Annotated in this window: 23 protein-coding genes; 10 read left to right on the plus strand and 13 right to left on the minus strand. The window is 59.4% G+C overall.

The genetic code is table 11. The features are described 5' to 3' along the window. Positions 1-160 precede the first annotated feature (160 nt). The 3 genes from ABH944_RS02240 (at position 161) to ABH944_RS02250 (ending at position 2,005) form a co-directional block, all read left to right on the plus strand. Positions 161-805 carry an MBL fold metallo-hydrolase gene (locus ABH944_RS02240; RefSeq protein WP_404604170.1) on the plus strand — a complete coding sequence of 215 codons (645 nt, stop codon included), beginning with the start codon at positions 161-163 and terminating at the stop codon, positions 803-805. After that, positions 802-1,452 carry a 3'-5' exonuclease family protein gene (locus ABH944_RS02245; protein ID WP_404604171.1) on the plus strand — a complete coding sequence of 217 codons (651 nt, stop codon included), beginning with the start codon at positions 802-804 and terminating at the stop codon, positions 1,450-1,452. The genes ABH944_RS02240 and ABH944_RS02245 overlap by 4 nt, the downstream gene beginning before the upstream one ends. Positions 1,453-1,546: 94 nt before the next feature. After that, positions 1,547-2,005 carry an Lrp/AsnC family transcriptional regulator gene (locus tag ABH944_RS02250; RefSeq protein WP_031357026.1) on the plus strand — a complete coding sequence of 153 codons (459 nt, stop codon included), beginning with the start codon at positions 1,547-1,549 and terminating at the stop codon, positions 2,003-2,005. Positions 2,006-2,036: 31 nt separating this feature from the next. On the opposite strand, the gene ABH944_RS02255 is transcribed toward ABH944_RS02250, so the two are convergent. From ABH944_RS02255 to ABH944_RS02265, 3 genes are all read right to left on the minus strand, one after another. Next, the gene (locus tag ABH944_RS02255) at positions 2,037-3,230 is read right to left on the minus strand and encodes a cation diffusion facilitator family transporter (RefSeq protein WP_404604172.1); all 1,194 of its coding nucleotides are present in this window, start codon (positions 3,228-3,230) and stop codon (positions 2,037-2,039) included. A gap of 249 nt (positions 3,231-3,479) precedes the next feature. After that, positions 3,480-3,785 (minus strand): H-NS histone family protein, encoded by a 306-nt coding sequence (locus ABH944_RS02260; RefSeq protein WP_062082271.1) that lies wholly within the window; start codon positions 3,783-3,785, stop codon positions 3,480-3,482. Between the two features lie 375 nt (positions 3,786-4,160). Then, the gene (locus ABH944_RS02265) at positions 4,161-4,826 is read right to left on the minus strand and encodes a HugZ family pyridoxamine 5'-phosphate oxidase (protein WP_404604282.1); all 666 of its coding nucleotides are present in this window, start codon (positions 4,824-4,826) and stop codon (positions 4,161-4,163) included. Positions 4,827-5,019: 193 nt separating this feature from the next. On the opposite strand from ABH944_RS02265, the gene ABH944_RS02270 reads away from it, so the two are divergent. Further along, positions 5,020-6,243, plus strand: a complete 1,224-nt coding sequence (locus tag ABH944_RS02270; protein ID WP_404604173.1) for an MFS transporter — start codon at positions 5,020-5,022, stop codon at positions 6,241-6,243. A 157-nt stretch (positions 6,244-6,400) separates the two neighbouring features. Here the strand turns inward: ABH944_RS02270 and ABH944_RS02275 are convergent, their stop codons facing one another. Beyond that, a complete protein-coding gene (locus ABH944_RS02275) occupies positions 6,401-7,546 on the minus strand; it encodes a branched-chain amino acid ABC transporter substrate-binding protein (RefSeq protein ID WP_404604174.1) in 1,146 nt (381 codons plus the stop codon). A 698-nt stretch (positions 7,547-8,244) separates the two neighbouring features. Between ABH944_RS02275 and ABH944_RS02280 the strand changes: the two genes are divergently transcribed. Together ABH944_RS02280 and ABH944_RS02285 are read left to right on the plus strand one after the other, a co-directional pair. Beyond that, positions 8,245-8,940, plus strand: a complete 696-nt coding sequence (locus ABH944_RS02280; protein ID WP_404604175.1) for a dienelactone hydrolase family protein — start codon at positions 8,245-8,247, stop codon at positions 8,938-8,940. Between the two features lie 78 nt (positions 8,941-9,018). Further along, positions 9,019-10,491 (plus strand): amidase, encoded by a 1,473-nt coding sequence (locus ABH944_RS02285; RefSeq protein ID WP_404604176.1) that lies wholly within the window; start codon positions 9,019-9,021, stop codon positions 10,489-10,491. Positions 10,492-10,527: 36 nt separating this feature from the next. Here the strand turns inward: ABH944_RS02285 and ABH944_RS02290 are convergent, their stop codons facing one another. The 4 genes from ABH944_RS02290 to ABH944_RS02305 all read right to left on the minus strand — a co-directional run bounded on the left by ABH944_RS02290 (position 10,528) and on the right by ABH944_RS02305 (position 14,490). Further along, positions 10,528-11,613, minus strand: a complete 1,086-nt coding sequence (locus ABH944_RS02290) for an SAM-dependent methyltransferase (protein ID WP_404604177.1) — start codon at positions 11,611-11,613, stop codon at positions 10,528-10,530. Positions 11,614-11,664: 51 nt separating this feature from the next. After that, positions 11,665-12,447 carry a DUF1295 domain-containing protein gene (locus ABH944_RS02295; RefSeq protein WP_404604178.1) on the minus strand — a complete coding sequence of 261 codons (783 nt, stop codon included), beginning with the start codon at positions 12,445-12,447 and terminating at the stop codon, positions 11,665-11,667. Between the two features lie 329 nt (positions 12,448-12,776). After that, positions 12,777-12,962 (minus strand): hypothetical protein, encoded by a 186-nt coding sequence (locus ABH944_RS02300; protein ID WP_062082288.1) that lies wholly within the window; start codon positions 12,960-12,962, stop codon positions 12,777-12,779. A 244-nt stretch (positions 12,963-13,206) separates the two neighbouring features. Then, positions 13,207-14,490, minus strand: a complete 1,284-nt coding sequence (locus ABH944_RS02305; protein ID WP_404604179.1) for an MFS transporter — start codon at positions 14,488-14,490, stop codon at positions 13,207-13,209. Positions 14,491-14,793: 303 nt separating this feature from the next. Here ABH944_RS02305 and ABH944_RS02310 point away from each other — a divergent pair, with 303 nt between their 5' ends. The 4 genes from ABH944_RS02310 (at position 14,794) to ABH944_RS02325 (ending at position 18,307) form a co-directional block, all read left to right on the plus strand. After that, complete coding sequence (locus ABH944_RS02310; RefSeq protein WP_047895387.1) at positions 14,794-15,006, plus strand: hypothetical protein; 213 nt, start codon at positions 14,794-14,796, stop codon at positions 15,004-15,006. An 84-nt stretch (positions 15,007-15,090) separates the two neighbouring features. Further along, positions 15,091-16,155: a serine/threonine protein kinase gene (locus ABH944_RS02315; protein WP_404604180.1), complete on the plus strand. Its 1,065-nt coding sequence runs from the start codon at positions 15,091-15,093 to the stop codon at positions 16,153-16,155. 215 nt (positions 16,156-16,370) lie between these two features. After that, positions 16,371-17,096 (plus strand): PepSY-associated TM helix domain-containing protein, encoded by a 726-nt coding sequence (locus ABH944_RS02320; protein ID WP_404604181.1) that lies wholly within the window; start codon positions 16,371-16,373, stop codon positions 17,094-17,096. A 455-nt stretch (positions 17,097-17,551) separates the two neighbouring features. Beyond that, on the plus strand, positions 17,552-18,307 hold the full coding sequence (locus tag ABH944_RS02325) for a glycosyltransferase family 2 protein (protein WP_404604182.1): 756 nt from the start codon (positions 17,552-17,554) through the stop codon (positions 18,305-18,307). 60 nt (positions 18,308-18,367) lie between these two features. On the opposite strand, the gene ABH944_RS02330 is transcribed toward ABH944_RS02325, so the two are convergent. The 5 genes from ABH944_RS02330 to ABH944_RS02350 form a co-directional block, all read right to left on the minus strand. Beyond that, on the minus strand, positions 18,368-19,387 hold the full coding sequence (locus ABH944_RS02330; RefSeq protein ID WP_404604183.1) for an XdhC family protein: 1,020 nt from the start codon (positions 19,385-19,387) through the stop codon (positions 18,368-18,370). Continuing rightward, complete coding sequence (locus ABH944_RS02335; protein ID WP_404604184.1) at positions 19,360-19,917, minus strand: SRPBCC family protein; 558 nt, start codon at positions 19,915-19,917, stop codon at positions 19,360-19,362. Before ABH944_RS02335 ends, ABH944_RS02330 begins: the two co-directional genes overlap by 28 nt. Further along, positions 19,908-21,110, minus strand: coding sequence for a vWA domain-containing protein (locus ABH944_RS02340; RefSeq protein WP_404604185.1), 1,203 nt, complete (start codon positions 21,108-21,110; stop codon positions 19,908-19,910). Before ABH944_RS02340 ends, ABH944_RS02335 begins: the two co-directional genes overlap by 10 nt. Before the next feature lie 6 nt (positions 21,111-21,116). Beyond that, on the minus strand, positions 21,117-22,004 hold the full coding sequence (locus ABH944_RS02345) for an AAA family ATPase (RefSeq protein ID WP_404604186.1): 888 nt from the start codon (positions 22,002-22,004) through the stop codon (positions 21,117-21,119). A gap of 99 nt (positions 22,005-22,103) precedes the next feature. Further along, entirely contained in the window at positions 22,104-22,904 is an 801-nt protein-coding gene (locus ABH944_RS02350) for an FAD binding domain-containing protein (RefSeq protein WP_404604187.1), read from the minus strand. Positions 22,905-22,912: the final 8 nt, after the last annotated feature.

Below are 22,912 nucleotides of genomic sequence, written 5' to 3' on the forward strand. Positions count from 1 at the left end.
CGAACAAAATGTTACTCATTTTCTCCATTGGCGTAAAAATTGCGGTTTCTGCCTGTTTTTTGGGCACATTTCGACCGTTCGGCCAGCGCTTGGCGCGGTGCCGCAGCGCTGGTTTTCGCCCGTTACAATGGACGTTTTTACACGCTCCGGTCGCCCAGCCATGAAGGTCACCCTTATTCCCGTGACACCGTTCCAACAAAATTGTTCAATCGTCGTGTGCGAGACTACCGGCCGCGCGGCCGTTGTCGACCCGGGCGGTGAAGTCGAGCGGATTATCAGCGCAGTCGAACAACTCCATGTGACCGTTGACAAGGTGTTGCTCACGCACGGACACCTGGATCACTGCGGCGGAGCAAAGGCGCTCGCTGATCACTACGGCGTGGAGATCCACGGACCGCACGCCGAAGACGCTTTCTGGATCGATCAGTTGCCGGCACAAAGCAAGCGCTTCGGCTTCGGCGACGCGCAGGCCTTCACGCCCGACCGGTGGCTGCAAGAAGGTGACTCGGTTCAGTTCGGCGACGAAACCATGGAGGTCTATCACTGTCCCGGACATACCCCGGGCCATGTGATCTTCTTCAGCCGGGCGAACCGCCTGGCCTTGGTCGGCGACGTGCTGTTCGCCGGCTCGATTGGCCGTACTGATTTTCCGCGCGGCGATCATTCGGACCTCGTGCGCTCAGTGCGGGACAAGCTGTGGCCGCTGGGCGATGACGTCACGTTCGTGCCGGGCCACGGCCCAACCTCCACGTTCGGACATGAACGCCGCACCAATCCGTTTGTCGCCGACAGGATGAACGCATGAGCATCGCCATTCCTGAAATCTACGTCAGCACAGATGTCGAAGCTGATGGCCCCATCCCCGGCCCGCATTCCATGCTGAGTTTTGCGTCGGCGGCCTACACGGAACACAAGGAACTGATCGGCACGTTCTCAGCCAATCTCGAGACCCTGGAAGGTGCGGCGCCTCACCCTGTTCAAGCCGCGTGGTGGAAAACCCAGCCTGAGGCATGGGCTGCATGCCGGACCGACTTGCAGCAGCCGCTCACCGCTTTGCGGGCGTACGTGGAATGGGTCGAGGCGTTGCCCGGCAAGCCGGTGTTCGTCGCCTATCCGGCGGGTTTCGACTTCACCTACATGTTCTGGTACATGATGCGTTTCGCTGAACGCTGCCCGTTCTCATGGTCGGCGCTCGACATCAAGACGCTCGCGTTCGCGCTGACCGATCTGCCCTACCGGAAGGCGATCAAACCGCGTTTGCCGAAACACTGGTTTGACGAACTCCCGCACACGCACGTCGCGCTCGATGACGCCGTTGAACAAGGTGCCCTGTTCTGCAACATGCTGGCCGAATTGCGCACTCAACGGGCGCTTCTGGCGTCGCTGAAAGCGGCTGGCGAAACGCCGGACGACAAAGACATCGAAGGACAAAACGCGCAGTCTGGGCGCTGAGTTAGGCAATATTGCTCACTGCAGGCGTTTGACATTGCGCTTCTTTTCCGCCGCCTCTACTATTGGAGTTGGTAGCAACCGAAAGGAGGCGCAGTTGACTCTCGACACGTTTTCACAAAAAATCCTGCGGCTTCTGCAACTGGACGCCCGCCGTTCGGTTCAGGAGATATCCGACCAGGTCGGGCTGTCGAGCACTCCGTGCTGGCGGCGTATCAAGGATATGGAGCAGTCGGGGGTGATCCAGCGCTACACCGCATTGCTGGATCGGGAAAAACTCGGTTTGCATGTCTGCGCACTCGCTCATATTCATCTCACCCGTCACACAGAAGGCGGTGTCGAGCAATTCGAACGCGAGATCACTACGTGCCCGGAAGTGACGGAATGCTATAGCACCACGGGCGAGGCGGATTACATCCTGAAAATTGTCGCCCCGGATATCAAGTCCTACGACGCCTTTCTACACGACCGCATCTTCAAGATTCCGGCAGTCGCGCAAGTCCGGACCAGCGTGGTCCTGCGCGAAATCAAATTCGATACGCAATTGCCGCTTTAAGATAGCTTTCAAATACATGAATATTGCCGTTTTAATCAGGGTGCGAAACGGCAGCCGATTCAGCATCGACCATGTTCGGCCTATTTCTTACAGTTCGAGCAAACCGAATCTCTCGTGCGCCGAGTTTTCGCTTGAGCGCGTCAAAATCGCCGGGTTCCAGACTGGCCAGTTGGTCGTCGCTTAAGTCTGCGGGAAGCGTCACGTCGATATCGAAGCCGCTGCTCAGATAATGCAGGTTCAGCGCGTTGTACGTGAGACCATGAGCTCCGAATACGGCGCTTACGGCATCGCTGACATCCGAGCGCGTGGGCATTCTGCCCGGCGGTGGGTTGATTTCATCATTTTCCGGATCGACGTGAATCAAGGCGTCGACGACATGGGTATTCGTCAACAAGCGCGCTCGCGCCGATTCCGCAATGTAATGACCCTCTGAAACTGAAATGAGGGGATCGACGAGAATATGCGCGTCGACAATGGCGAGATCTCCCATTTTCCGGGTACGCAATTCATGTACGCCGCGAACACCTGGCGTGCTGGTCAACAGCATGCGTAACTTATCCGTTTCGGCAAGATCCAGCGCGCGATCGGACAAATCCTGCAGCGCATCCCATCCGAAAGTCCAACCCATCCGTGCCACCATAAATCCGACAATGGCGGCCGCGATAGGGTCCAGCAAACGCCAGCCGGCCATACTCCCAATAATACCGATAGCAACGACCAGCGACGACGCCGCGTCCGAACGTGCGTGCCATGCGTTCGCGATCAGGAGTGCCGATCTCACGCGTTCGGCAGCGCGGAGCATATAGCGAAACAATAACTCCTTGGAAATCAAAACGATCACTGCAACTATCAGCGCACTTGCGTGAACCGCCGGGATGTCTTGAATATTGGTAATACGTTCACCCGCTCGCCATAACATCCCCACGCCGACAGCTATTAAAAGCGCGCCGAGAAATAATGAAGCGACCGTTTCATAACGACTGTGGCCGTAGTTGTGATCGCTGTCAGGGGTGGCGTCACTATGCCGATTGGCCAGAAGAACGATGAAGTCTGACACCAGATCCGACAGCGAATGAACGCCATCGGCAATCAAGGCCTGGGAATGGGCAAACACGCCGACGACAATCTGCGCGGCCATCAGCACAGAGTTCACCGCGATACTCGTGAAAGTTGTTTTGCGAGCTACATCCTGCTTTTCTGTGGCGCGCGCTGTTGATAGCGACATGTCATCACTCGAAGTTATCGTGTGACGAATTTTACCAAGCCAATGCACCGCATTCACTTAAAAACTAAAAAATCCTATAAAAATCATCCATTTAACTTAAACACGACGCGTTCTCAGTTGTGTCTTGAATATCATCACAATGCCGTGCGGCAGGCTGGTTTCAATCGTGCCGGCTATCGGCGCGCAGACTCGGAGGCACAAAAAAAAGCCACACCTTTTAACGGTGCGGCTTTTTCAAACAATCCGGTTTCACTTCTGGATCAGGAAGCTGTCGCGCTCTTGACCCGCAATCCATTTCGGCGGCTTGCCGCGGCCCGACCACGTGCTGCCGCTGTCCGGGTCACGATACTTCGGTGCAACGCCCGCGCGCGGACGCGTGGCATTTTTCAGATTTTTACCGCCGCGGCCACCTGCCAATTCAGCAAGCGTGATGCCGTAGTCGGCCATCTTCTGCTTGATTTCATTGAGAACTTCGGCATATTCCCGCGACTTCGCTTCTTCAATCTGTCGTTCGAGATTTTCGCGCTGCGCGAGAAGTTCCTTGTAAGACGGCATGATGATTTCCTTTGTGGTTTGCAGTGTACGAGTCGTCGCCCGTTCCGGTTATAACATAAAGCCTCTCAATAGATCGCAGATTAACACAACCAGGATTTTGCGCACGTTTCTACACTATCGATTTAAATCGATTGAGTCGAACGGGCGTCCGTAACAATTGGTGTGATTCGATGAATCGTTGCCGAAACTCTGCATTCATCTTACTTACATCGTTAAATTAAGCCACAAAGTCTTTCATCAAATGAAAATAAGCCGAGACATATCGGTTAAACCTTCCATCCCGTGCGAGTTTGCCCAAAATGCTTCATTGCCGTAACGCCATCTTGTAATTTATTGACATAAAGACACACATCAGGCGATTGCAAGTTCAGACAATCACCTATGCCGTTCAATACAATCGATCAACGCAGCATTCAGTTCCGCGCGAGTTTGTTTCGGTTTATCGAAGGTGAAACGATTGCGCGTTCCGGGAGTCCGCAGGTCGCAACCATACTTGTCGATACCCATTAGTTCGAGTCCCGCCGGTCGCGCGGGAGAATCGGCAAATAATTCCAGGAACCGAAGCTCATTCTGCTCGGATAACGGTTCGAGTGGATCGAGCGCCGTTGCATCCAGCCAGCCCATTGCACCAAAGCCGCCTATATAACGCATGCGTTCGAGCGACATGATCCAGAACGTGAAGTCGCCCAATTCGAGATAACGGGCCGCATCCGGGTGATATCGCAGATAACGGCGCGCCAGTTCATCGACGGATTCAGGCGGCGCCGGAGAAAACGAGCCGAGCATCGTAAGACGCTGGCCTTCGAGAATAGCGTCGCTGCCCGAATGAGTAATCAGAAAACCCGCGCGCGCGTCGAGTTGCAGATTGCGCGTGTGCTCCGCCAGATGGCTAATGAGCACCATTGGCAAGTGGCGGGCGGTCGGCGCGAACGGTAATGCCGTGGGGTAAGGAAAACCGCGCGGCTCACGCGAGTGAGTGGCAAGCGTGCCGTGCGGCACTTGATGCAATAGATGCAACGGAGCATGCGACGGGATATTCAAAGCGGACCTCACGAGAGAACTCATCACCGGAACTCACCAGCGGTCATACGAGCGGACCCATGAGAAACGCGGGCGCCCTTTACGATCTTAAAGCACTAAAACCAGGTCCGTCCGCAACCCGATAGAATTGAAAGCTTCCTCGGCCGCCGAAAGAACCGGCCGTCAAAACAAAAGCAGACAGAGAGCGATTCCCGTGTCCGAATCCGTTTCAGCTGCCCGCGCCGTCGGGCACGACACCCCCAACGCCGTGCATCGGCGGCTTCCCGCGGCAAAACGCGAGCGAGCGCGCTACGCGACGATGGCCGTGTTTTTCATCGCAGGGATGTTGTATGCCTCCTGGGGCGTGCACGTGCCTACGGTGCGTGACAAATTTCACCTGAGCCCCGGATCGCTCTCCATTGCGCTCCTGGCGGTTGCCGCCGGCTCGATCGTCGCCATGCTCACCAACGGTCCGTGGATCACGCGTGTCGGCACTCGCCGCGCGTGCATGGCCGGCGGTATCGGCATGACGATCTGCGGCGCGCTGATCCTGGTCGCGCCTTTCTACTGGATGCTGCTGGTCGTGCTGACGCTGTTCGGTTTCAGCATGGCCACACTCGATGTCGCGATGAACGCGGAAGCCAGCGCCGTTGAAGAAGCGCTCGAGCGGCCGATCATGTCGTCCCTGCACGGCATGTTCAGCGTCGGCGGGATGTCGGGTGCCGCAGCCGGCGGCGCGCTGCTCGCGCACGGCATGCCGCCGGAGATGCATCTCGCGCTGGCGTCGGTGGTGAGCGTGATCGTGCTGCTGGTGTCCATGCCCGCCGTGCTGCCTCACGTCCCTCACCCAGACAATGTGCATGGCAGGTCGTCGTCGAATCGCTGGCGCTCCGGAGCGTTGTGGGCGCTCGGCGGCATGGCGTTGGTCGCGTTGATCGCCGAAGGGGCCATGTACGACTGGGCAACCGTCTACATGCGCGACGTTGTACTTGCCACTCCCGCGCTGTCCAGCGCGGCCTACGCGGCGTTCACCGGCGGCATGGCGGCCGGGCGCTTCGGCGGCGACGCGGTGCGCGCCCGCTTCGGTGCGCCTCAGCTCATCTTCGCGAGCGCGGCGCTGGCGTTTATCGGCATGGTGGCGGCGCTGTTGCTGCCGAACGCGGTCGTCACGCTCACGGGGTTCACGCTGATGGGGCTCGGGCTCGCGAACATGATGCCGGTGCTGTTCGCCGCTGCGGCGCGTGTGAAGGGCGTGAGCCCGGCTGAAGGGCTGGCGCAGGTGGCAGGACTGGCTTACTTCGGCATGCTGTTCGGGCCGGTACTGATAGGCGGCGTGGCGCAATTGAGCACGTTGCCGATCGGGCTGTCGGTGGTCGCCGCCTGCGCAGCGCTGATCGCTCTCGCAGGCCCGAGAATCATGAAGCAGTTGAAGCTGTGAACGGACCGCGAACGCCCGCCATGACTCGCCAAACCGACGGATGAAAAAAAACGCGCTGACCGAAATCAGCGCGTTTTTTTAAGAATGAAGATCATCGGGGGCGGTCTTCATCGAGACATCGATGACATCGAAGCTCGACCAGGACCGCCAGCGACAATTACATCTTGACCACGTCCAGCAGCGTCTTCTTGCCTGCCTTGTAGTTGTACAGCGAGATCACGCCGTGCTTCAGGTCGCCCTTCGAGTCGAAGGTCGTTTCGCCGATCACACCCTTGTAATCCGTATTCGGCATAGCTGCCAGAATCTTCGCCGGATCGGTGGAATTGGCGCGCTTCATGGCATCGACAATGATGTACACCGCGTCATACGTGAACGGAGCGTAGATCTGGATCGGCTGGCCGAAACGCTTCTGGAACTTGGCTTCGAACTCCGCGCCGCCCGGCATCTTCTCGAGCGCCATACCGGCTTCCGAGCAGACGATATTGTCGGTTGCATCGCCAGCGAGCTGCGACAGCTGGTCGGTACAAACACCGTCGCCCGCCAGTACCTTGGCACGCAGGCCGAGTTGCTTGGCTTGCTTGGCGAACGGGCCGCCGGTTGCGTCCATGCCGCCGAACATCACAGCGTCAGGATTTTCACCCTTGATCTTCGTCAAGATTGCGCGGAAGTCGACAGCCTTGTCGTTGGTCGCATCATGCGACATCACGTTCATGCCGAGCGACTTGGCAGTCTTTTCGAACTCGTTCGCGAGACCCTGGCCGTAAGCGGTCGAGTCGTCGACAATCGCGACGCTCTTCAGCTTCAGTTCCTTCGACGCGTAGTTAGCGAGTGCCGGACCTTGTTGTGCATCGGTCGCCACAACGCGATACGTCGTCTTGAAGCCTTGTTGCGTGTACACCGGGTTCGTTGCCGACGGCGAAATCTGCACGATGCCCGCATCGCTGTAGATCTTCGAAGCCGGGATCGAGGTGCCCGAATTCAAGTGGCCAACCACGGCGACGACTTTGTCGTCGACCAGTTTCTGCGCCACTTGAGTAGCCGTACGCGGGTCGGCTGCGTCATCTTGCGCGTCGAGTTGAAGCGTGACCTTCTGGCCGCCGATCGTCAGACCCTTGGCATTGATTTCTTCAACTGCGAGGCGTGCGCCGTTTTCGTTGTCCTTGCCCAAGTGGGCAATACCGCCGGTCAACGGTGCAACGTGACCGATCTTGACGACCTCATCGGCCGTAGCGGTTGTTGCCATCGAGGCGAACAATAGCGCTGCAGCGCTGATAGGCAACAGTTTGTGAAGCTTGGTGTTCATGTAAGTCTCCAGTTTCGGTCCCAAAAACAACGGTGTCGCCCTGTGCTCCGTCTTCGTCACGTTTCGCTCAGCCCCGTGGACGACCACGCCGGATGCATCGTCATGCACTTGGCTTGTACTTCCGCAAGCCGTTTTTGACGACCAGCATCCGTACTGCGCGCAAGTGTAGGGTTGTCAAATTAATTTGGGGAAGTTTTTTAAGATACTGGTGCGACTACTAATAAGACAGGTGTTGAGAAGCCATTGAAAGTGTGCTGGTGCGGCGCGCAAAGGTCCTGTTCATGCGGTTCTTCAGCAGATTGGCAGACTTCCCCAAGTGACCGCGCGCGGCATTCTAGAGGCAACTCTTTAGTTTTACCCGGCCATGCCGTTATTATCAGGCCCGCTTGTTTCAGGTCAATTGCGCGGGTTAAGAAATCGGTTAAGGACTCAGATAAGCATTGGGGTTAGCACTCGGGTTAGCACTATTAACTAGTCGTGGATTCAAGGCCTCACGGCGTGCGGCAAGACGGCGGGTGAAAGATGCGGAAACGCCCGTAAAAACGCGCCGCCGCGTGCACGGCCTACAGCCGCTTTACAGCCGGTGCCCTTGCCAGCAAGGCGGTTCGAATGGTGGCACACTGTTTGGCTGCAATTCGTCCTCTACCGTCCCCCATCATTTCGCCCTCAACATTCAGGCATCTGCCAGGAGCTTCATCATGACCGTGACATCCCGCTGGATCGACATTCCTGCCAACGGCGACACCTTCCAGGGCTATCTCGCGTTGCCCAAAGCCGGCAAAGGCCCGGGCGTTGTCATCATCCAGGAGATATTCGGCGTGAACTCGCACATCCGCGCCGTGGCCGACCAATACGCGGCCGATGGTTACGTCGCGCTCGCACCGGACATTTTCTGGCGCGTGCAGCCGCGCGTCGAGCTTGGTTATGACGGCGCAGACCGCGAGAAAGCAATGGAAATCTACGGCAAGCTCGACTTGGCGCACGCTGTTGCCGACGTGTCCGCCGCCGCCGCCGCGCTGCGTTCGCTCCCGGAAGTCACGGGCAAGGTCGCGGCTGTCGGATATTGCCTCGGCGGCCGGCTTGCCTATTTGTCGGCGGCGCAGGGTGCGTTCGATATCGCCGTGGCCTACTACGGCGGCGGCATCCAGAACGAACTCGACCTGGCCGACAAGATCAAGGTGCCGATGCAATTCCACTACGGCGCAATCGATGCCCACATCCCGTCCGACGCGGTCGACTCGGTCAAGCAGCGGTTCGCGGGCAAGGACGCTCAGGTCCACGTGTACCCGGGCGCCGATCACGGCTTCAATTGCACGGACCGCGCGTCGTACAATCAGGCGGCATCGGCACTGGCGCACGGCCGCGCGCTCACGTTTCTCGGCGAGCATTCGTAACCCGGCGCATAACGCCGCGGACTGCGCGGTTGGCCGCCTGAGAAGACGGGACACAACCGCATCAGAAAAGGGGGAACCGTGCAGTCCGAGTATCTCGACTACGATGCGATCGGCCTGGCCGAACTCGTGCGCAGCGGTCAGGTCAGCGCGCGGGAATTGATCGACACAGCGATCTCGCGTGCCGAAGCGGTTGATCCGGCGCTCAATGCCATTGTCCTGAAGGACTATCAGGCGGCACGCGACCGTGCGAGCGGGGGCGGCCGCAATGGCTCCGACACCTTGGGCGTTGGTCCGCTCGCGGGTGTTCCCTATCTCATCAAGGACCTGGGCGCGCCGGTCGCGGGTTTGCGCATGTCCATGGGATGCCGCCATTTTCAGCATTTCACGCCCACTGAAGATTCGCTGATCGTCGCGCGCTCGAAGCAGGCCGGGCTCAATATTTTCGGCAAGACCAACACGCCTGAAATAGGCCAGATGCCGTACACCGAACCGGAATTGTTCGGACCAACGCGCAATCCGTGGGCACTCGACTACACCACGGGCGGTTCCAGCGGAGGAGCGGCCGCGGCCGTGGCGGGCGGCGTCGTCCCGTTGGCGCACGCGGCGGACGGCGGCGGATCAATCCGCATCCCGGCGTCGTGCTGCGGGCTCTTCGGCTACAAGCCATCCAACGATGTCCAGCCGCAACCGCTGCCCTCTGCCGGCGATCTGGCGGTGGATCACGCCGTGTCGCGCAGCGTCCGCGACAGCGCCTTGCTGCTCGACCTCACCTCGTCGGGCAAGCCGGGCATTTTCTTCCGTGCCGTGGCCGAGCCGTGCGCGCCGTTGCGCATCGGCTACATGGAGGAGCCGCAGCTCGCGGGGGCGTTATCGGCGGATGTAAAAGCCGCGCTGGACGATGCCGCCAAGCTCGCTGAATCGCTGGGTCATCGTGTGGAACCGGCTTCGTTCGGGCTCGACTTCAACGCGATTGCTCACGCGTTCCTCGTCATGTGGTCAATACAGGCCAAGGAAATCGTGCTGCACGCCGATCGCATCAGCGGACAGAAGCCCAAACGCGCGGATTTCGAGATTGCATCGTGGGCGATGGCGCATATCGGCCGAAGGATTGGCGAGCGCGATCTCCCGGCAGCGCTGGAAACCCAGCGTCAGGTCACCGCGCAGATGGCTGCGTTGATGACTCGGTATGACGTGTTGTTGACACCAACGCTTGCTGCCGCGCCGTTCAAGATCGGTGCCAAGCAGCCAACGCAATTCGAGCGTTTCCAGATGCACGTTCTGTCGGCGATTCCTATTGAACCGTTGTTGCGGCGGATGCTGTCGGTTTCTGCCAAGAAGGCGTTCGACTGGGCGGGTTGCACGGAGCTTTTCAACTTTACCGGCCAGCCGGCCATGTCCGTGCCGCTTTACTGGAACGCCCGGGGTATGCCGATCGGCGTGCAGTTTGCCGGACGGTTGAACGACGATGCGACCTTGTTCCGGCTGGCGGCGCAGCTGGAGGCCGCGAGGCCGTGGTTTGCGCGCCGTCCGGCGTTGATGACGGCGAGGTGACGGTGGTGACTCGTTAGCGTCCAGGCGAACGAAAACCTACCCTGGGCGCTTGGAAAAGCGGTAATGCGCGACGCCCCATTCGTTACCCCCGCCATAGCCGAACAACTCTGCGACGGCCATATAAAACATGCGCCAGCGCTGAAACCAGATGCCGGCATTGGCGGCGCCGTACGTCTGGACCATCAGCGGCATTAACTCGCTGCGCGCCGCATCCAGATTTTCAAGCCAGTGATTCGCTGTCTTTTCGTAGTGCGCGCCGCTCACCCACCATTGACGGTCAACCCTGAGATCGTCCTGGAAATGCAGTAACAGCGCTTCCGACGGCATCGTCCCGCCCGTGAAAAAGTACTTCGACATCCAGTCGCGGCCGTCCTTCACTTCGAAGTGATAAGCCAGCGTCCGATGCGCGAACACATGCACAAAAAGCTTGCCGTCTTCGCGCATCCAGCCTGAAATCTTGTTCAGCAATAACCGATAGTTCTTCATATGCTCGAACATCTCGATCGACAAGACGCGGTCGAAGCCATCAGCAAGCAATGCCGGATCAAACTGGTGATCGACGATATTCCCCGTCACCACGCTCAGATTGGTGATGCCTCGCTCGGCCGCCTCGGCCTCGATGAACTCGCGCTGCCCCCGCGAATTCGATAACGCCACGATCTGCGAGCGCGGATAGGCTTCCGCCAGCCACAACGAGAGCGAACCCCAGCCGCAACCGAGATCGAGGATGCGCTGGCCGTCGGTGAGTTGCGCGCGCACAGCATATTCCTCGAGCATTGCGCGCTCGGCCTGATCGAGCGTCTCCTTTCCCGTTCGATACAAACAGCACGAGTACTTCAGATGCTCGCCCAGATGCCCGTGGAAAAACGCCGCCGGCACCTCGTAATGCTGCGCGTTTGCGGCTTGCGTTTCGATCGCGATCGGGCTTGCCCGCAGTTCATCGACCAGACGGTTGAAGCGCTTCGAGCGCGCTTCGCCGTCGTCGATACCTTCATCGCGCAGACGCTGTTTCATCAGCCGGCGCATCCCCAGGCGCACGAGCGAGTCCGGAAGCCGGCCGCGCTCGCACCAGTCGATCAGCCAGCTCTCCGCCGGCACTTCTTTTTCTTGTGGTTCTGACATAACCGCTCGGGATGGCAGGTCGCTCATATGGAAACTCCTCGCTATTATTATTTAAGGATGACGCGGCGGCCATGGAATCAATGCGCTGGTCGTACGCATATAGTCGGCGTACCCTGCGCGTTTTTTAGCCGATTCCGCTTCGACCAGGGGTACGCCCGAGACTTTCATCAGCAGCCACGCCATCAGGACAGGTGGTAACAGCATGGCGAAAATCCATGCGCCAACGCCAATAGCCAGCGGAATGTACGCGACCCAATGCACGCATTCGAAGAAGTAATTCGGATGCCGTGAATAGCGCCACAGGCCTGCGCGACAAATGTTGCTGCGATTCGACGGGTCCGCCTTGAACACGCGCAATTGATGATCCGCGAGCGCTTCTCCGGCAATCGCAATCACCCAGATCACCGCCGCCAGCGCGACCCAGGCAGCACCCGGCGGTGTAGCACGATAGGCCGGGACGAAAAACGCGAGCGACAGCAGCATCGAAATCATGGCTTGCAACTGGAAAAACCAGAACATTTTCTTGTTGGCATGGTCGCCCCATTGCTCGCGAAACTTGTGATAACGCGGATCTTCGACTTGGCCTGCATTCCGCTTCCATAGGTGCAGACCGAGCCGCACGCCCCAGACGAATCCGCCCGTTCCCACCACAACCCGCGTGTGCGGATCGCCCGGCGCGAGTGCTGCAACCAGCATTGCGGTCAAGCCGAGCGATATCGCCCAGACGGGATCGATCATCCCGGCATTCTTCGATTTAACCTGCCACGCCCAAACCGCCGCGAAAACAACAATGAGCGCGATAAAAGCAATAACGGCAACGGCGAGCGGCGACATGAAGTCCTCGATGTCGATTTTTTGCGTTGAATATGGATGGCATCGGCCGGAGAGCGATTGCAACTGCGACCTGGACTACGGCTTGGACTAATTACGCACGTTGGCCTCCGGCGGATGCGCCGGAACAAGGTGGCAAAAGCGGGTGGTAAAAGCGAGAGCGGAAGCGAATCAGACGTCGACGTCCGGAACGAACACGAGCATGGGATATTCCCGAAGATGAGCGGCAACGCAGGAACGGCGCGCTTTTGAGCGCCCTGTTCCTGTCCGGCAGGCGTGGAAGCCGAAGCCTTCCCGGCTCAACTCACCGCGCCGATCAGCCCATCGGACTGCTAAACCAGCGCCGGCAATCCTTCCACCAGCAGGAGTGCAACCAGCACGCCGAGCAGCGCGCCAAATACGCGTAGGGTATTTTTCCGGAACTGCGTGGCGCAAGGTACCGCGCCAAGGAAGAGAATGCCTGCAAGCGCCATCGGGATGATCAGGATGAAGTCGCCGATCGTGAAGTAGGTGTTCATACTCGTCTCCCATCGTCCGTGCTCAGCGTCCACCTGATTGCGTGAGACGTCGCACTGTCGATTCGAGTATAGGACGTTGTTCAAGCTTTATTCATGCTGCTTTGCGCAAACGTTAGCGAACGATTAACGAAATGCCTTACAGGACGGGGCTTCCCGGTCGCATGTTGTAAGCGGATACGGAAAAACCCTCGCTTGTTAGTGTTTACGAAGAACTTTCGTTACGTCCGCACGTGTATCTAAACGATCAGGCATTCACGTGCTGTTCTCGCCGACGCAGGTAATCCGCGCCGCCCAAGCCGATCAGCAATAGCGCAAATACGAAGCCGCTTACCCCCGGCCATCCGGCGATGGTCCAGAAGTGTCCGCCCCAGGAGCCGAGCACACTCGACCCGATGTAATACGCGAGCAGGTACAGCGCGGCTGCCTGACCTTTAGGGCCTTTCGCCAGCAATCCGATCCAGCCGCTTGCGACCGAATGGCCGGCAAAAAAACCGAACGTCATGCACGCGATGCCCGCAATCACCACGGGCAACGAACTCGACAACGTCAACGCCACGCCAAGGATCATCAGCAAGAGCGCGGCGATCAGGACGCGGCCACGGCCAAACACATCGGCCATTTTGCCGGACCACGGCGACGCCACCACGCCGGTCAGATACACCACGAAAACCGCACCAATTTCCGTCTGGCTCAGATTGAACGGCGCCGCGATCAACCGATACCCGACGTAGTTATAAAGCGTCACGAAGCTGCCCATGAGCACAAAACCCATCAGGAACACGAACGGAAGACTGCGGTTTTTCAGATGCCCGGCCAGCGCCGTCCGATGATGGCGAAATCCCATCCCCGCGCGCGGCACAAAACGTCGCGACGGCGGCAGGAGCGTCCGGAACGCCAGCGTGGCGAGCAGCCCGAGCACCCCGATTCCACCGATAGCCACGCGCCACGAGAAGAAGTCCGCGAGAATCCCGCTGATCACGCGCCCGGCCATTCCCCCTATGGCAGTGCCTCCGACGTAGAGTCCCATGGCGAGGCCGAGGCCATCGGGATGCACTTCCTCGGCGAGATAGGCCATGGCGACTGCCGGCACGCCGCCAAGCGCCAGCCCCTCGAGCGCGCGCACGAACAGCAGCGCGGGCCAGCTCGGCAAAAACGCCACGATGACCGTCAGTAGCGACGAAGCCGTGAGCGACAGTGTCATCAACCGGTGCCGGCTCCAGCCCTCTGAAACAAAGCCGGCGATAAAAATCGCCACGGCGAGCGTTGCCGTCGTCACCGATACCGACAGTGCGCTTTGCGCCGGGCTGACGCCGAAGGTCTTGGTGAATTCCGGAAGGAGTGGCTGCACACAGTAGAGCAGCGAAAAGGTGGCGTAGCCTGCAAACAGCAGGGCAATTGCAGCATGCCAGTAAGCACGCGATCCGCGGTCGAGGTACGGCAGGGGATCGGGGGGAAGCGAGGAGGACGAAGCTGACCGGGGCGGCGCCGGCGATGAAGTCACAAAGATATCTCCGGAGGCGAAGGCCATAACGATACCGTGATCGTCAGGGTTTTGCCGGACACCGCGCCCGGTGCTTTCAACCGACTTGCGAAAGCGATTGGCATGCGATTGCGTTGTTTCATTACCAATGCAACTTTTCGCCCCACGAGAATTGATGCGCTAAAGTAGAACATCGTTTCAGCCGAAATCATCGGAACACGCTGCAATTTGCAGGCATTCGAGGAATTCACGGGCGCACTGAAGTCTCGCGCACAGGAGGTCATATTCCTGTGTTTCATCCAGAACCGACCGGCAAGTCTTTTGTTGTGCCGGCAACCTCGGGGAGTAATCATGCAAATCGGTTCAATCGTTCGCTCCGTCCATATTGCGGTGCCTCAAGGCGCACGCGGGATCGTCATGCGGATTCTCGGCGACATGGCCATGGTCGCCTGGTACGCGGACGAACCCGGCACGTCTGAACTACTAAACACGGAGCCGTTCTTCCTCGAAGACCTGATCGATACCGGCGAACTGGTTCGCCCCACTAACGCGCTCATGCATTAAGGAATTAGCGCGTTTCAGAACGCTGTTTCGCTGTATCCGCGCATCGCTGATGCTTCCGCCCGCGATGCGCGTCACAATGCAGGGATGAACCCGAACCCTTCCGATGCATCGCGCGCGTCTGCGGACAGCCTTTCTCTCCCCGGCGACGACGCTGATCTCCCGCCCCCGCCTTTCGCGGATCTCACGCCCGAGCGTGTGCTCGACGCGCTCGACAGCGTGCTCATGCCGCTTGGCGAACGCACCGACGGCGGCATGCTCGCGCTCAACAGCTATGAAAACCGTGTGTATCAGGTTGGCATGGAGGACGGACCGCCGATGGTCGCGAAGTTCTACCGGCCGCTGCGCTGGTCCGACGACGCCATTCTCGAAGAGCACGCTTTTGTTTCGACGCTTTATGAACGCGAGATTCCGGCGGTGCCGGCACGCGTGCTGAATGGCGCGACGCTGCATACATTCGACGGTTTCCGGTTCTCCATCTTCGAACGGCGCGGCGGGCGTGCGCCGGATATCGACAGGCCGGAGACGCTGGAATGGCTCGGGCGCTTTATCGGCCGGATTCACGCGGTCGGGCAGATCAAGCCGTACATAGAACGGCCGGCGCTTGATATCCAGACCTTCGGTTACGAACCGCGCGAGTTTTTGCTCACGCACGGATTTGTGCCGAAGGACGTGCGGGAAGCGTATGAAACCGTGGTGAAGATGGCGCTGGAAGGTGTCGAGCGATGCTACGAACGCGCGGGCGACGTCAAAAGCATCCGGCTGCACGGAGATTGTCATCCAAGCAACGTTTTGTGGACGGACGCGGGTCCGCATTTTGTCGATTTCGACGACAGCCGCATGGCGCCCGCTATTCAGGATCTATGGCTGTTGCTGCCGGGCGATCGTCCGGAGGCTTCGCGCGCATTGGGTGATCTGCTGGCCGGGTACGAGGATTTCTGCGATTTCGAGCCGCGTGAGCTGCATCTGGTCGAAGCGCTGCGCACGCTGCGGTTGATTCACTACGCTGCCTGGCTGGCACGCCGCTGGAACGATCCCGCGTTTCCCGCCGCGTTTCCATGGTTCAACACGCAGCGATATTGGGAAGACCGGATTCTGGAGTTGCGCGAGCAGGTCGGCGCGATGGAAGAAGGGCCGCTCTGGCCAGTTTGACGGTAGTTTGCCTGATGTCTTGTTGCATGGATCGGCGCACCCCCTGCGCCGGCCGCGTTACGCGGCTATTGAAGATTTTCAATGATCATGTAATGATAACTATTATCATTTGAAAGTTTGACTCTGCCGGTGAGCTTGTTGGCCACCCGTTGGCCGTATCGGTGAGAGATCCATCGGCAGCATCCCCTTATTCGCTATGCCCTCCGGAGAGACGCGTGAACGCGCCTGAAACCTTTGAACCCGCGTCCAACGTGACCACGATGCCTTACGCGCCGCGCAGCGGCCGCCCTGTCGGCGATGCCGAACTCAACGCCCGCAAGCAGCGCTCGCGCCGTGCGACTTTCGTGAAATGGTTGCGCAAGGTGCATGGCTGGGTTGGCTTGTGGGGAGCCGTGCTCGGGCTCTTATTCGGCACGACCGGTTTTCTGCTGAACCATCGGGCTGGGCCGCTGAAGGTTTCGACCGGAGAGCCGCAGGTGTCGCAGATGCAAATGGCCGTGCCCGCACACGGTCTCAAATCGCCAATGGAACTCGGCAAGTGGCTCAAGCAGGAACTCAAGCTCGACGGCAATATCGGCCGGCCGAAACGTGAACCGGCGCACTTGGTGGGCTGGGGTGATCAGAAAACGATGCAGCCGGAGTTGTGGACCGTGGCGGTGGCGTCACCCAGCGGATCGGTAGCGGCGGAATACTGGGTAGGGAACGGGTTCGTAGGGGTGAAACGCACCGAGAACAGTTTTCTCGCGACCATGACCAATTTGCACAAAGGCGTGGGATTGAGCGTGGGCTGGGTGCTGCTCATCGATACGCTGGCGGGCAGCATTATCCTGCTGTCGCTGACAGGCGTGTTGCTGTGGACCGAGCTGAATAAACGCAAGACCGTGGGTGCGGTGATAGTGATGGCGTCGATTGTCGCGATGGTTTGGATGGGGTTGATGTGAGGCGGCGCTTCGTTGCGACCCCTTGTGTTTGAAGACGGACCCCGCGCAATGCGGGGTTTTTTGTTTTTGAGCGAATGCAGATTGCGCACCCGTGATGATTGACGGCGCTGCAGCCGATATCCGCACTGCATGAACTAAAACTTCCGGTGCACGAAGCCAATCGGGAAGAACTTCGATGCATCAAATTATTACCTTCGATCCGGGCTTGCAAGCCGCTGCCGCGATTAAGATCGTGACCACACTAAGAGCCGCGTTCAACCCACGGACAATTTTCACGGCAGTCCGTTAAATGAGCGATCGCATCGTCGTCATTTAGTTGACTAGTGATGGCGGAGTATTTCCTGAGTTGCAACACTTTGGATAATTATTTGCATTACTAACTTTTTTGCAATCTTAGCCGTACCCGTCTCCGTTGACCAAGCGCAAACTCAACCACTCTCATACGGACACCTTCCATGCCCTCTCCCCACGTCCTCATTTGCCTACCCACTTACAGCGAAGAAGTGCACATCAATTTCGCCTTCTCTCTACTGGACCTGACACACGCATTAACCAATTCGGGCGCGACCTACGAAACGTTGCATGTCGCGTCGTCCCAAATCATTCGCGCGCGCAACTTCTTCGCGAATTATTTCCTGAGCCGGCCTGAATTCACCCATCTGCTTTTCCTCGATACAGACATGAAGTTTCCCGCCAAAGCCGTCCTCAAGCTTTTGGCTGCGAACAAAACCCTCTCGGGTGTTGCCTATCCATTCAGACGTTTCGATCTGGATCGTTCAATAGCACCCGCCGATTCCGGCCTCTCCATGCGCCAATGGCTGGAAAAGCACGCCGACTACACGTTTGCGCCCATTACGAATGCGGACGGAGATCTTGATTTCGTGAATGGATTTGCTGAAGCGCGGCATATTGGTACCGGCGTTTGCCTGGCGCAACGAGAAGCGTTCGAGGTAACAAAACCCTTTTCAGAATGCTACTCGCCGCCGAAACAATATGAGTCGCTGTTACCCAGCGGAAAGTTCTACGGGTTCTTCGAAACGATTGAAGAAGACGGCGTTTATCTGGGTGAAGACGTGTCGTTCTGCATCCGCGCGCGTCAGGCGGGATTATCGATTTGGGCGTTGATCGATCAGACGGTCGTCCACTACGGCGCGTCGGAGGTATCAGGTCAATACCTTCAGTCCATGCGACTCAACGGCAAGGTGACCTGATTTACACGAACGCCGCGCTGATGATCAAAGCGGTTCAAAGCGCGGCAATGCTGCATCAATCTAAATCCCGCAAACCTCGCCCGTCCCTTCAAGCTCACGCGCCGCTTTCGCTCCTTCAACCTGCAAAATGGTCGGCAACGAAACGCCGTTTTTAGCCGCCGTCACCTCAGCGAGAATGGACACCGCAATCTCCGGCGGCGTCCTGCTGCCAATGTAAATTCCCACCGGCCCATGCAGGCGAGACAACTCGGAATCGGAGAGATCGAACTCCTTCAGCCTCTCACGCCGCGCCGCGTTATTCTTCCGCGATCCCAACGCGCCGACATAAAACGCCGGCGTCTTCAACGCCTCCATCAACGCCAGATCGTCCAGCTTCGGATCGTGTGTCAGCGCAATCACCGCACAGCGCTCGTCGAGTTTCATGTCCATCACGGTATCGTCGGGCATGGTGCGCACGATCTTCGTGCCCGGCACATCCCACTCGTCCGTGTACTCCTCGCGCGGGTCGCAAACCGTCACGTGATAATCCAGCCCGACCGCGATACTGCATAAATACCGCGACAACTGCCCCGCGCCGATCACGAGCATTCGATACCGCGGCCCGTGAATGGTCGAGAGCGCGGTTTCATCGAACGTCACACCATCCGTTGCCTGCGCCGGCTCCAACTTGACCGCCCCGCTGTTCATATCGAGCGTGCGTGTCACCAACCGTCCGGCAAGAACGGCATCGCACAATTCAGCAATGCCGCTCGCCATCGACAACGGTTCAAGCACCAGTTGAATGGTGCCGCCGCAAGGCAGTCCGAACCGATGCGCCTCCTCCGCCGAAATGCCGTATTTCACGCTCTCGGGCTTCGTCTGCTCAATCCCGCGTTGCCTGACGCGCTCGATCAAGTCGTCTTCGATACAGCCGCCCGACACTGACCCCATCACCGCACCGTCGTCGCGCACGGCGAGCATCGCGCCTTCCGGCCGCGGCGACGAGCCCCACGTCTTGACGACAGTCACCAGCAACACACGATGCCCGCGTTCGAGCCATCGTGCACTGTTTCTCAGGACTTCGAGATCCACGCTGTCCATGATCTTTTCCTCTTCTTCCCTTCACCTGCGCCGTCGGCAGCCGCCGCATCGGAATCACCCTCTGGCTCACCGGCGGGCTCGTCATTCTGCGTCAACTGCGCACCGAAGCGCTTGAAAAATTCCCCGGCAATCTTCCTGGCCGCGCCATCCACCAGCCGCGAGCCGATCTGCGCGAGCTTGCCGCCCACTTGCGCATTCGCCGTGTAAGACAAGGTGGTTGAGTCCGCATTCTCGCCCGGTTCCAGGTTCACCTTCGCCTGCCCCTTGCCGAAACCGGCCGTCCCGCCCTGTCCTTCAAACACGATGGTGTACGTGTGCGGCGCGTCGATGTCCACCAAATTCATGCGCCCTTTGAATTTCGCTTTCACCGGCCCCACCGACGCCGTCATGGCCACCACATAGGCATTTTCGCCGTCGGCTTCTATGCTTTCGCAACCTGGAATGCACGCGCGCAATATTTCAGTATCGTTCAGCGCCTCCCACGCCACATTCTGCGGCACCGGCAGATTATGCGTTTCGGTCAATTCCATGACGTGTCTCCGGCTGATTTCCGGTCCGCACGACGCGTCACCGCCGCCAGCTCCCGGCCGACAGCGTTCAGGCTGTCGAGGTTGTGAGCCGCAAGCATTGCGTCGACATGCGGCAGGATCGCCCGCACGCCCCGGGCGCGTGGCGTGAAATCGGTGTACCGAAGCAACGGATTGAGCCACACCAGCCGATGCGCAAAGCGCCTCAGGCGCAGCATTTCGGTATCCAGGACGTCGATTGCTTCGTGATCGAGTCCGTCCGTGACGAACAAAACCGTCGCGCGGCCGTTGAGCACGCGCCGCGCCCAGCGCCGGTTGAATTCGGCCAGCGCCGCACCGATCCGCGTGCCGCCCGACCAGTCGACCACCTGATCGGAGATCGCGGCAATCGCGACGTCGGGATCGCGTTCACGTAACGCCCGCGTGGCGTTGGTCAGGCGCGTACCGAACAGGAAAACCTGCAGGCGTTCACGCGATTGCAGCAATGCATGGCAGAAGTAAAGCACAGCCCGGGAATACGCGCTCATCGACCCGGAAATGTCGAGCAGCAGGACAAGCGGTGGGCGGCGTTCAACCACTTTCTTGTATTTCCACGTGGTCCAGTCGCCGCCCGAGCGCACGGCGCTGCGGGCGCTGGCACGTAAATCGGCGTGCGTGCCATGCGATGCGGTTTTTAAACGCCGTGTCGGCTCCGTGGCCAGCGGCATCCTATGCGAACGAATTTGATGTCGAAGCGCGCGCCATTCGTCGGATGTAAGCGTGTCGAAATCGCGATGGCTCAGGCGCTCCTGCGCGCTGAACGTGATGCGCGCGTGGAGATGTTCGACGTTGTCCGGCTGTTGGTCAGCCGGCTTCAATGCAGCCGCGCGTGCGGCGAGGGCATCGGCGAGACGGTTGTTGCGCTTGGGCGGCGGCACGCCATTCGTCACTTTCGGCAGCAATAGCGCGCGCAATTTCCCTTCCCAATCGGGATCGCGCCAGAAAAGATCGAAGGCCTGATGGAAGAGTTCGCGCTCATCGGGCGCATGAACAAGCAGCGCGGCGAGCGCGGCGCGGACATCGTCACGACGGGTAATGTCGATCCAGCGCAACGCTTCGAGCGCATCGACGCTATGCGCCGGCGACATCGCGAGGCCCGCGCCGCGCAGCAATCGCACGAAATGCACAACGTTATGGGCAAGCGTTGGTGTTTCCATGTTCGTTCACACCGGCGCGGCGAGGCACTGTGCGATCTCGGCGGCGTCCACGCGGGCGAGATCGTCCTGGTACTTCAGCAGCACGCCAAGCGTGTCCTGCACCGACTGAGGATCAAGTTCGCTGACAGAAAGCGCCGCCAGCGCACGGCACCAGTCGATGGTTTCCGCCACGCCCGGCGCCTTGAACAAGTCGAGCGTCCTCAGCCGATGCACAAACGCCACGGCCCTCGCCTGCAAGTCCGCGCCGGCTTCGGGCGCGCGTGCCGCGACTATCTGCAGTTCCACATCGCGTGCCGGATACCCGATCCATTGATATAAACAGCGCCGCTTGAGCGCGTCGTGAACCTCGCGCGTGCGGTTCGACGTCATCACGACCAGCGGCGGCCGTTCGGCGCGCACGGTTCCATACTCGGGAATCGACACCTGGAAATCCGACAGCAACTCGAGCAGAAAAGCTTCGAACGGTTCATCGGCGCGATCGATTTCATCGATCAGCAGAACGCGTTGCGCGGCCGGATTCAGCGGGTCGGGCATAAGTGCCTGCAGCAGCGGGCGCTTGAGAAGGAATTCGCTTTTATAGAGCGAATCGTTCGATGGTTGTTCGCCGGCCGCCTCGGCAAGCCGCAGCGCCATGATCTGGCGCGGGTAGTCCCATTCGTAGAGTGCGCTGGCAGTGTCGAGCCCTTCATAGCATTGCAGCCGCAGCATTTGCGTGCCGAGGACACCGGCGGCCGCTTTCGCCAGCTCGGTCTTGCCGACGCCCGGTTCGCCTTCGAGGAAAAGCGGGCGCTGCATTTTCAACGCGAGGAAAAGCCCCGTTGCGAGTTCACGGCTGGCGAAGTATTGCTGCCCGCTCAGCGCGACGAGGGTTTCGTCGATGGATGCCGGGTCCATGAGGTTCCTGGGTCTGGATAGGTCAGTGTTTATTTCGCTCGCGCCGGGAGAACCCCAGCCCGTTCATCGGCGCGAGCAAAAATCGGGGCGAACGAAACGCTAAAACGCATTGGCCCGATCGACCGCCCTCCCGGCAAGAATCGGGATCAAATGCGCCCGATACTCGGCACTCGCGTGCATATCGTCGTTGAGCGTATTGGCGGAAATGGATGTGCTGCGCGCCGACGCAATCGAGAAATCCTTCGATAAAGCCGCTTCAAGCCCGGACGCCCGGAACACGCTTGAAGCAGCCCCGGTCACGGCCACCCTCACACCACCGGCATGCTTCGCAACAAACACCCCGACCAACGCAAAGTGCGACGCAGGGTTCCGAAACTTCTCGTACGCGGCGCGCTCGGCAATCGGAAACTCAACCGATGTAATCAGCTCGTCCGGCTCCAAAGCCGTCTCATACATCCCAAGGAAAAAGTCGTCGGCGGCAATACGCCTTCTGTCCGTCACAATGGTCGCGTTCAACGCCAGCACAGCCGCCGGATAACACGCCGCCGGATCATCGTTGGCGAGCGATCCGCCAATCGTCCCGCGCTCCCGAACCTGCCGGTCGCCAATATGGCCGGCAAGATCAGCCAGCCCCGGCAACGCACGCTGCACCTCGGGATTCGCCGCAACCTGCGCATGGCAAACCGCTCCACCAATGGTCACTTTGTCGCCTGTCACGGTGATGTCCTTCATCGAACCGATCCGCGTCACATCCACCAACGCCGATGGCTGCGCGAGTCGCAAACGCATGGTCGGCAGCAAGCTCTGCCCGCCCGAGAGATATTTGGCGTCATCGTGCTGCTTGAGAAACGCCACCGCTGCGTCGGACTTGTCAGGCCGTTGATAATCGAATGAGTACATGTCGAAGT

The organism is Caballeronia udeis (genome assembly GCF_044909315.1).
In the GTDB taxonomy this organism is placed as follows: Bacteria; Pseudomonadota; Gammaproteobacteria; order Burkholderiales; family Burkholderiaceae; genus Caballeronia; species Caballeronia udeis_A.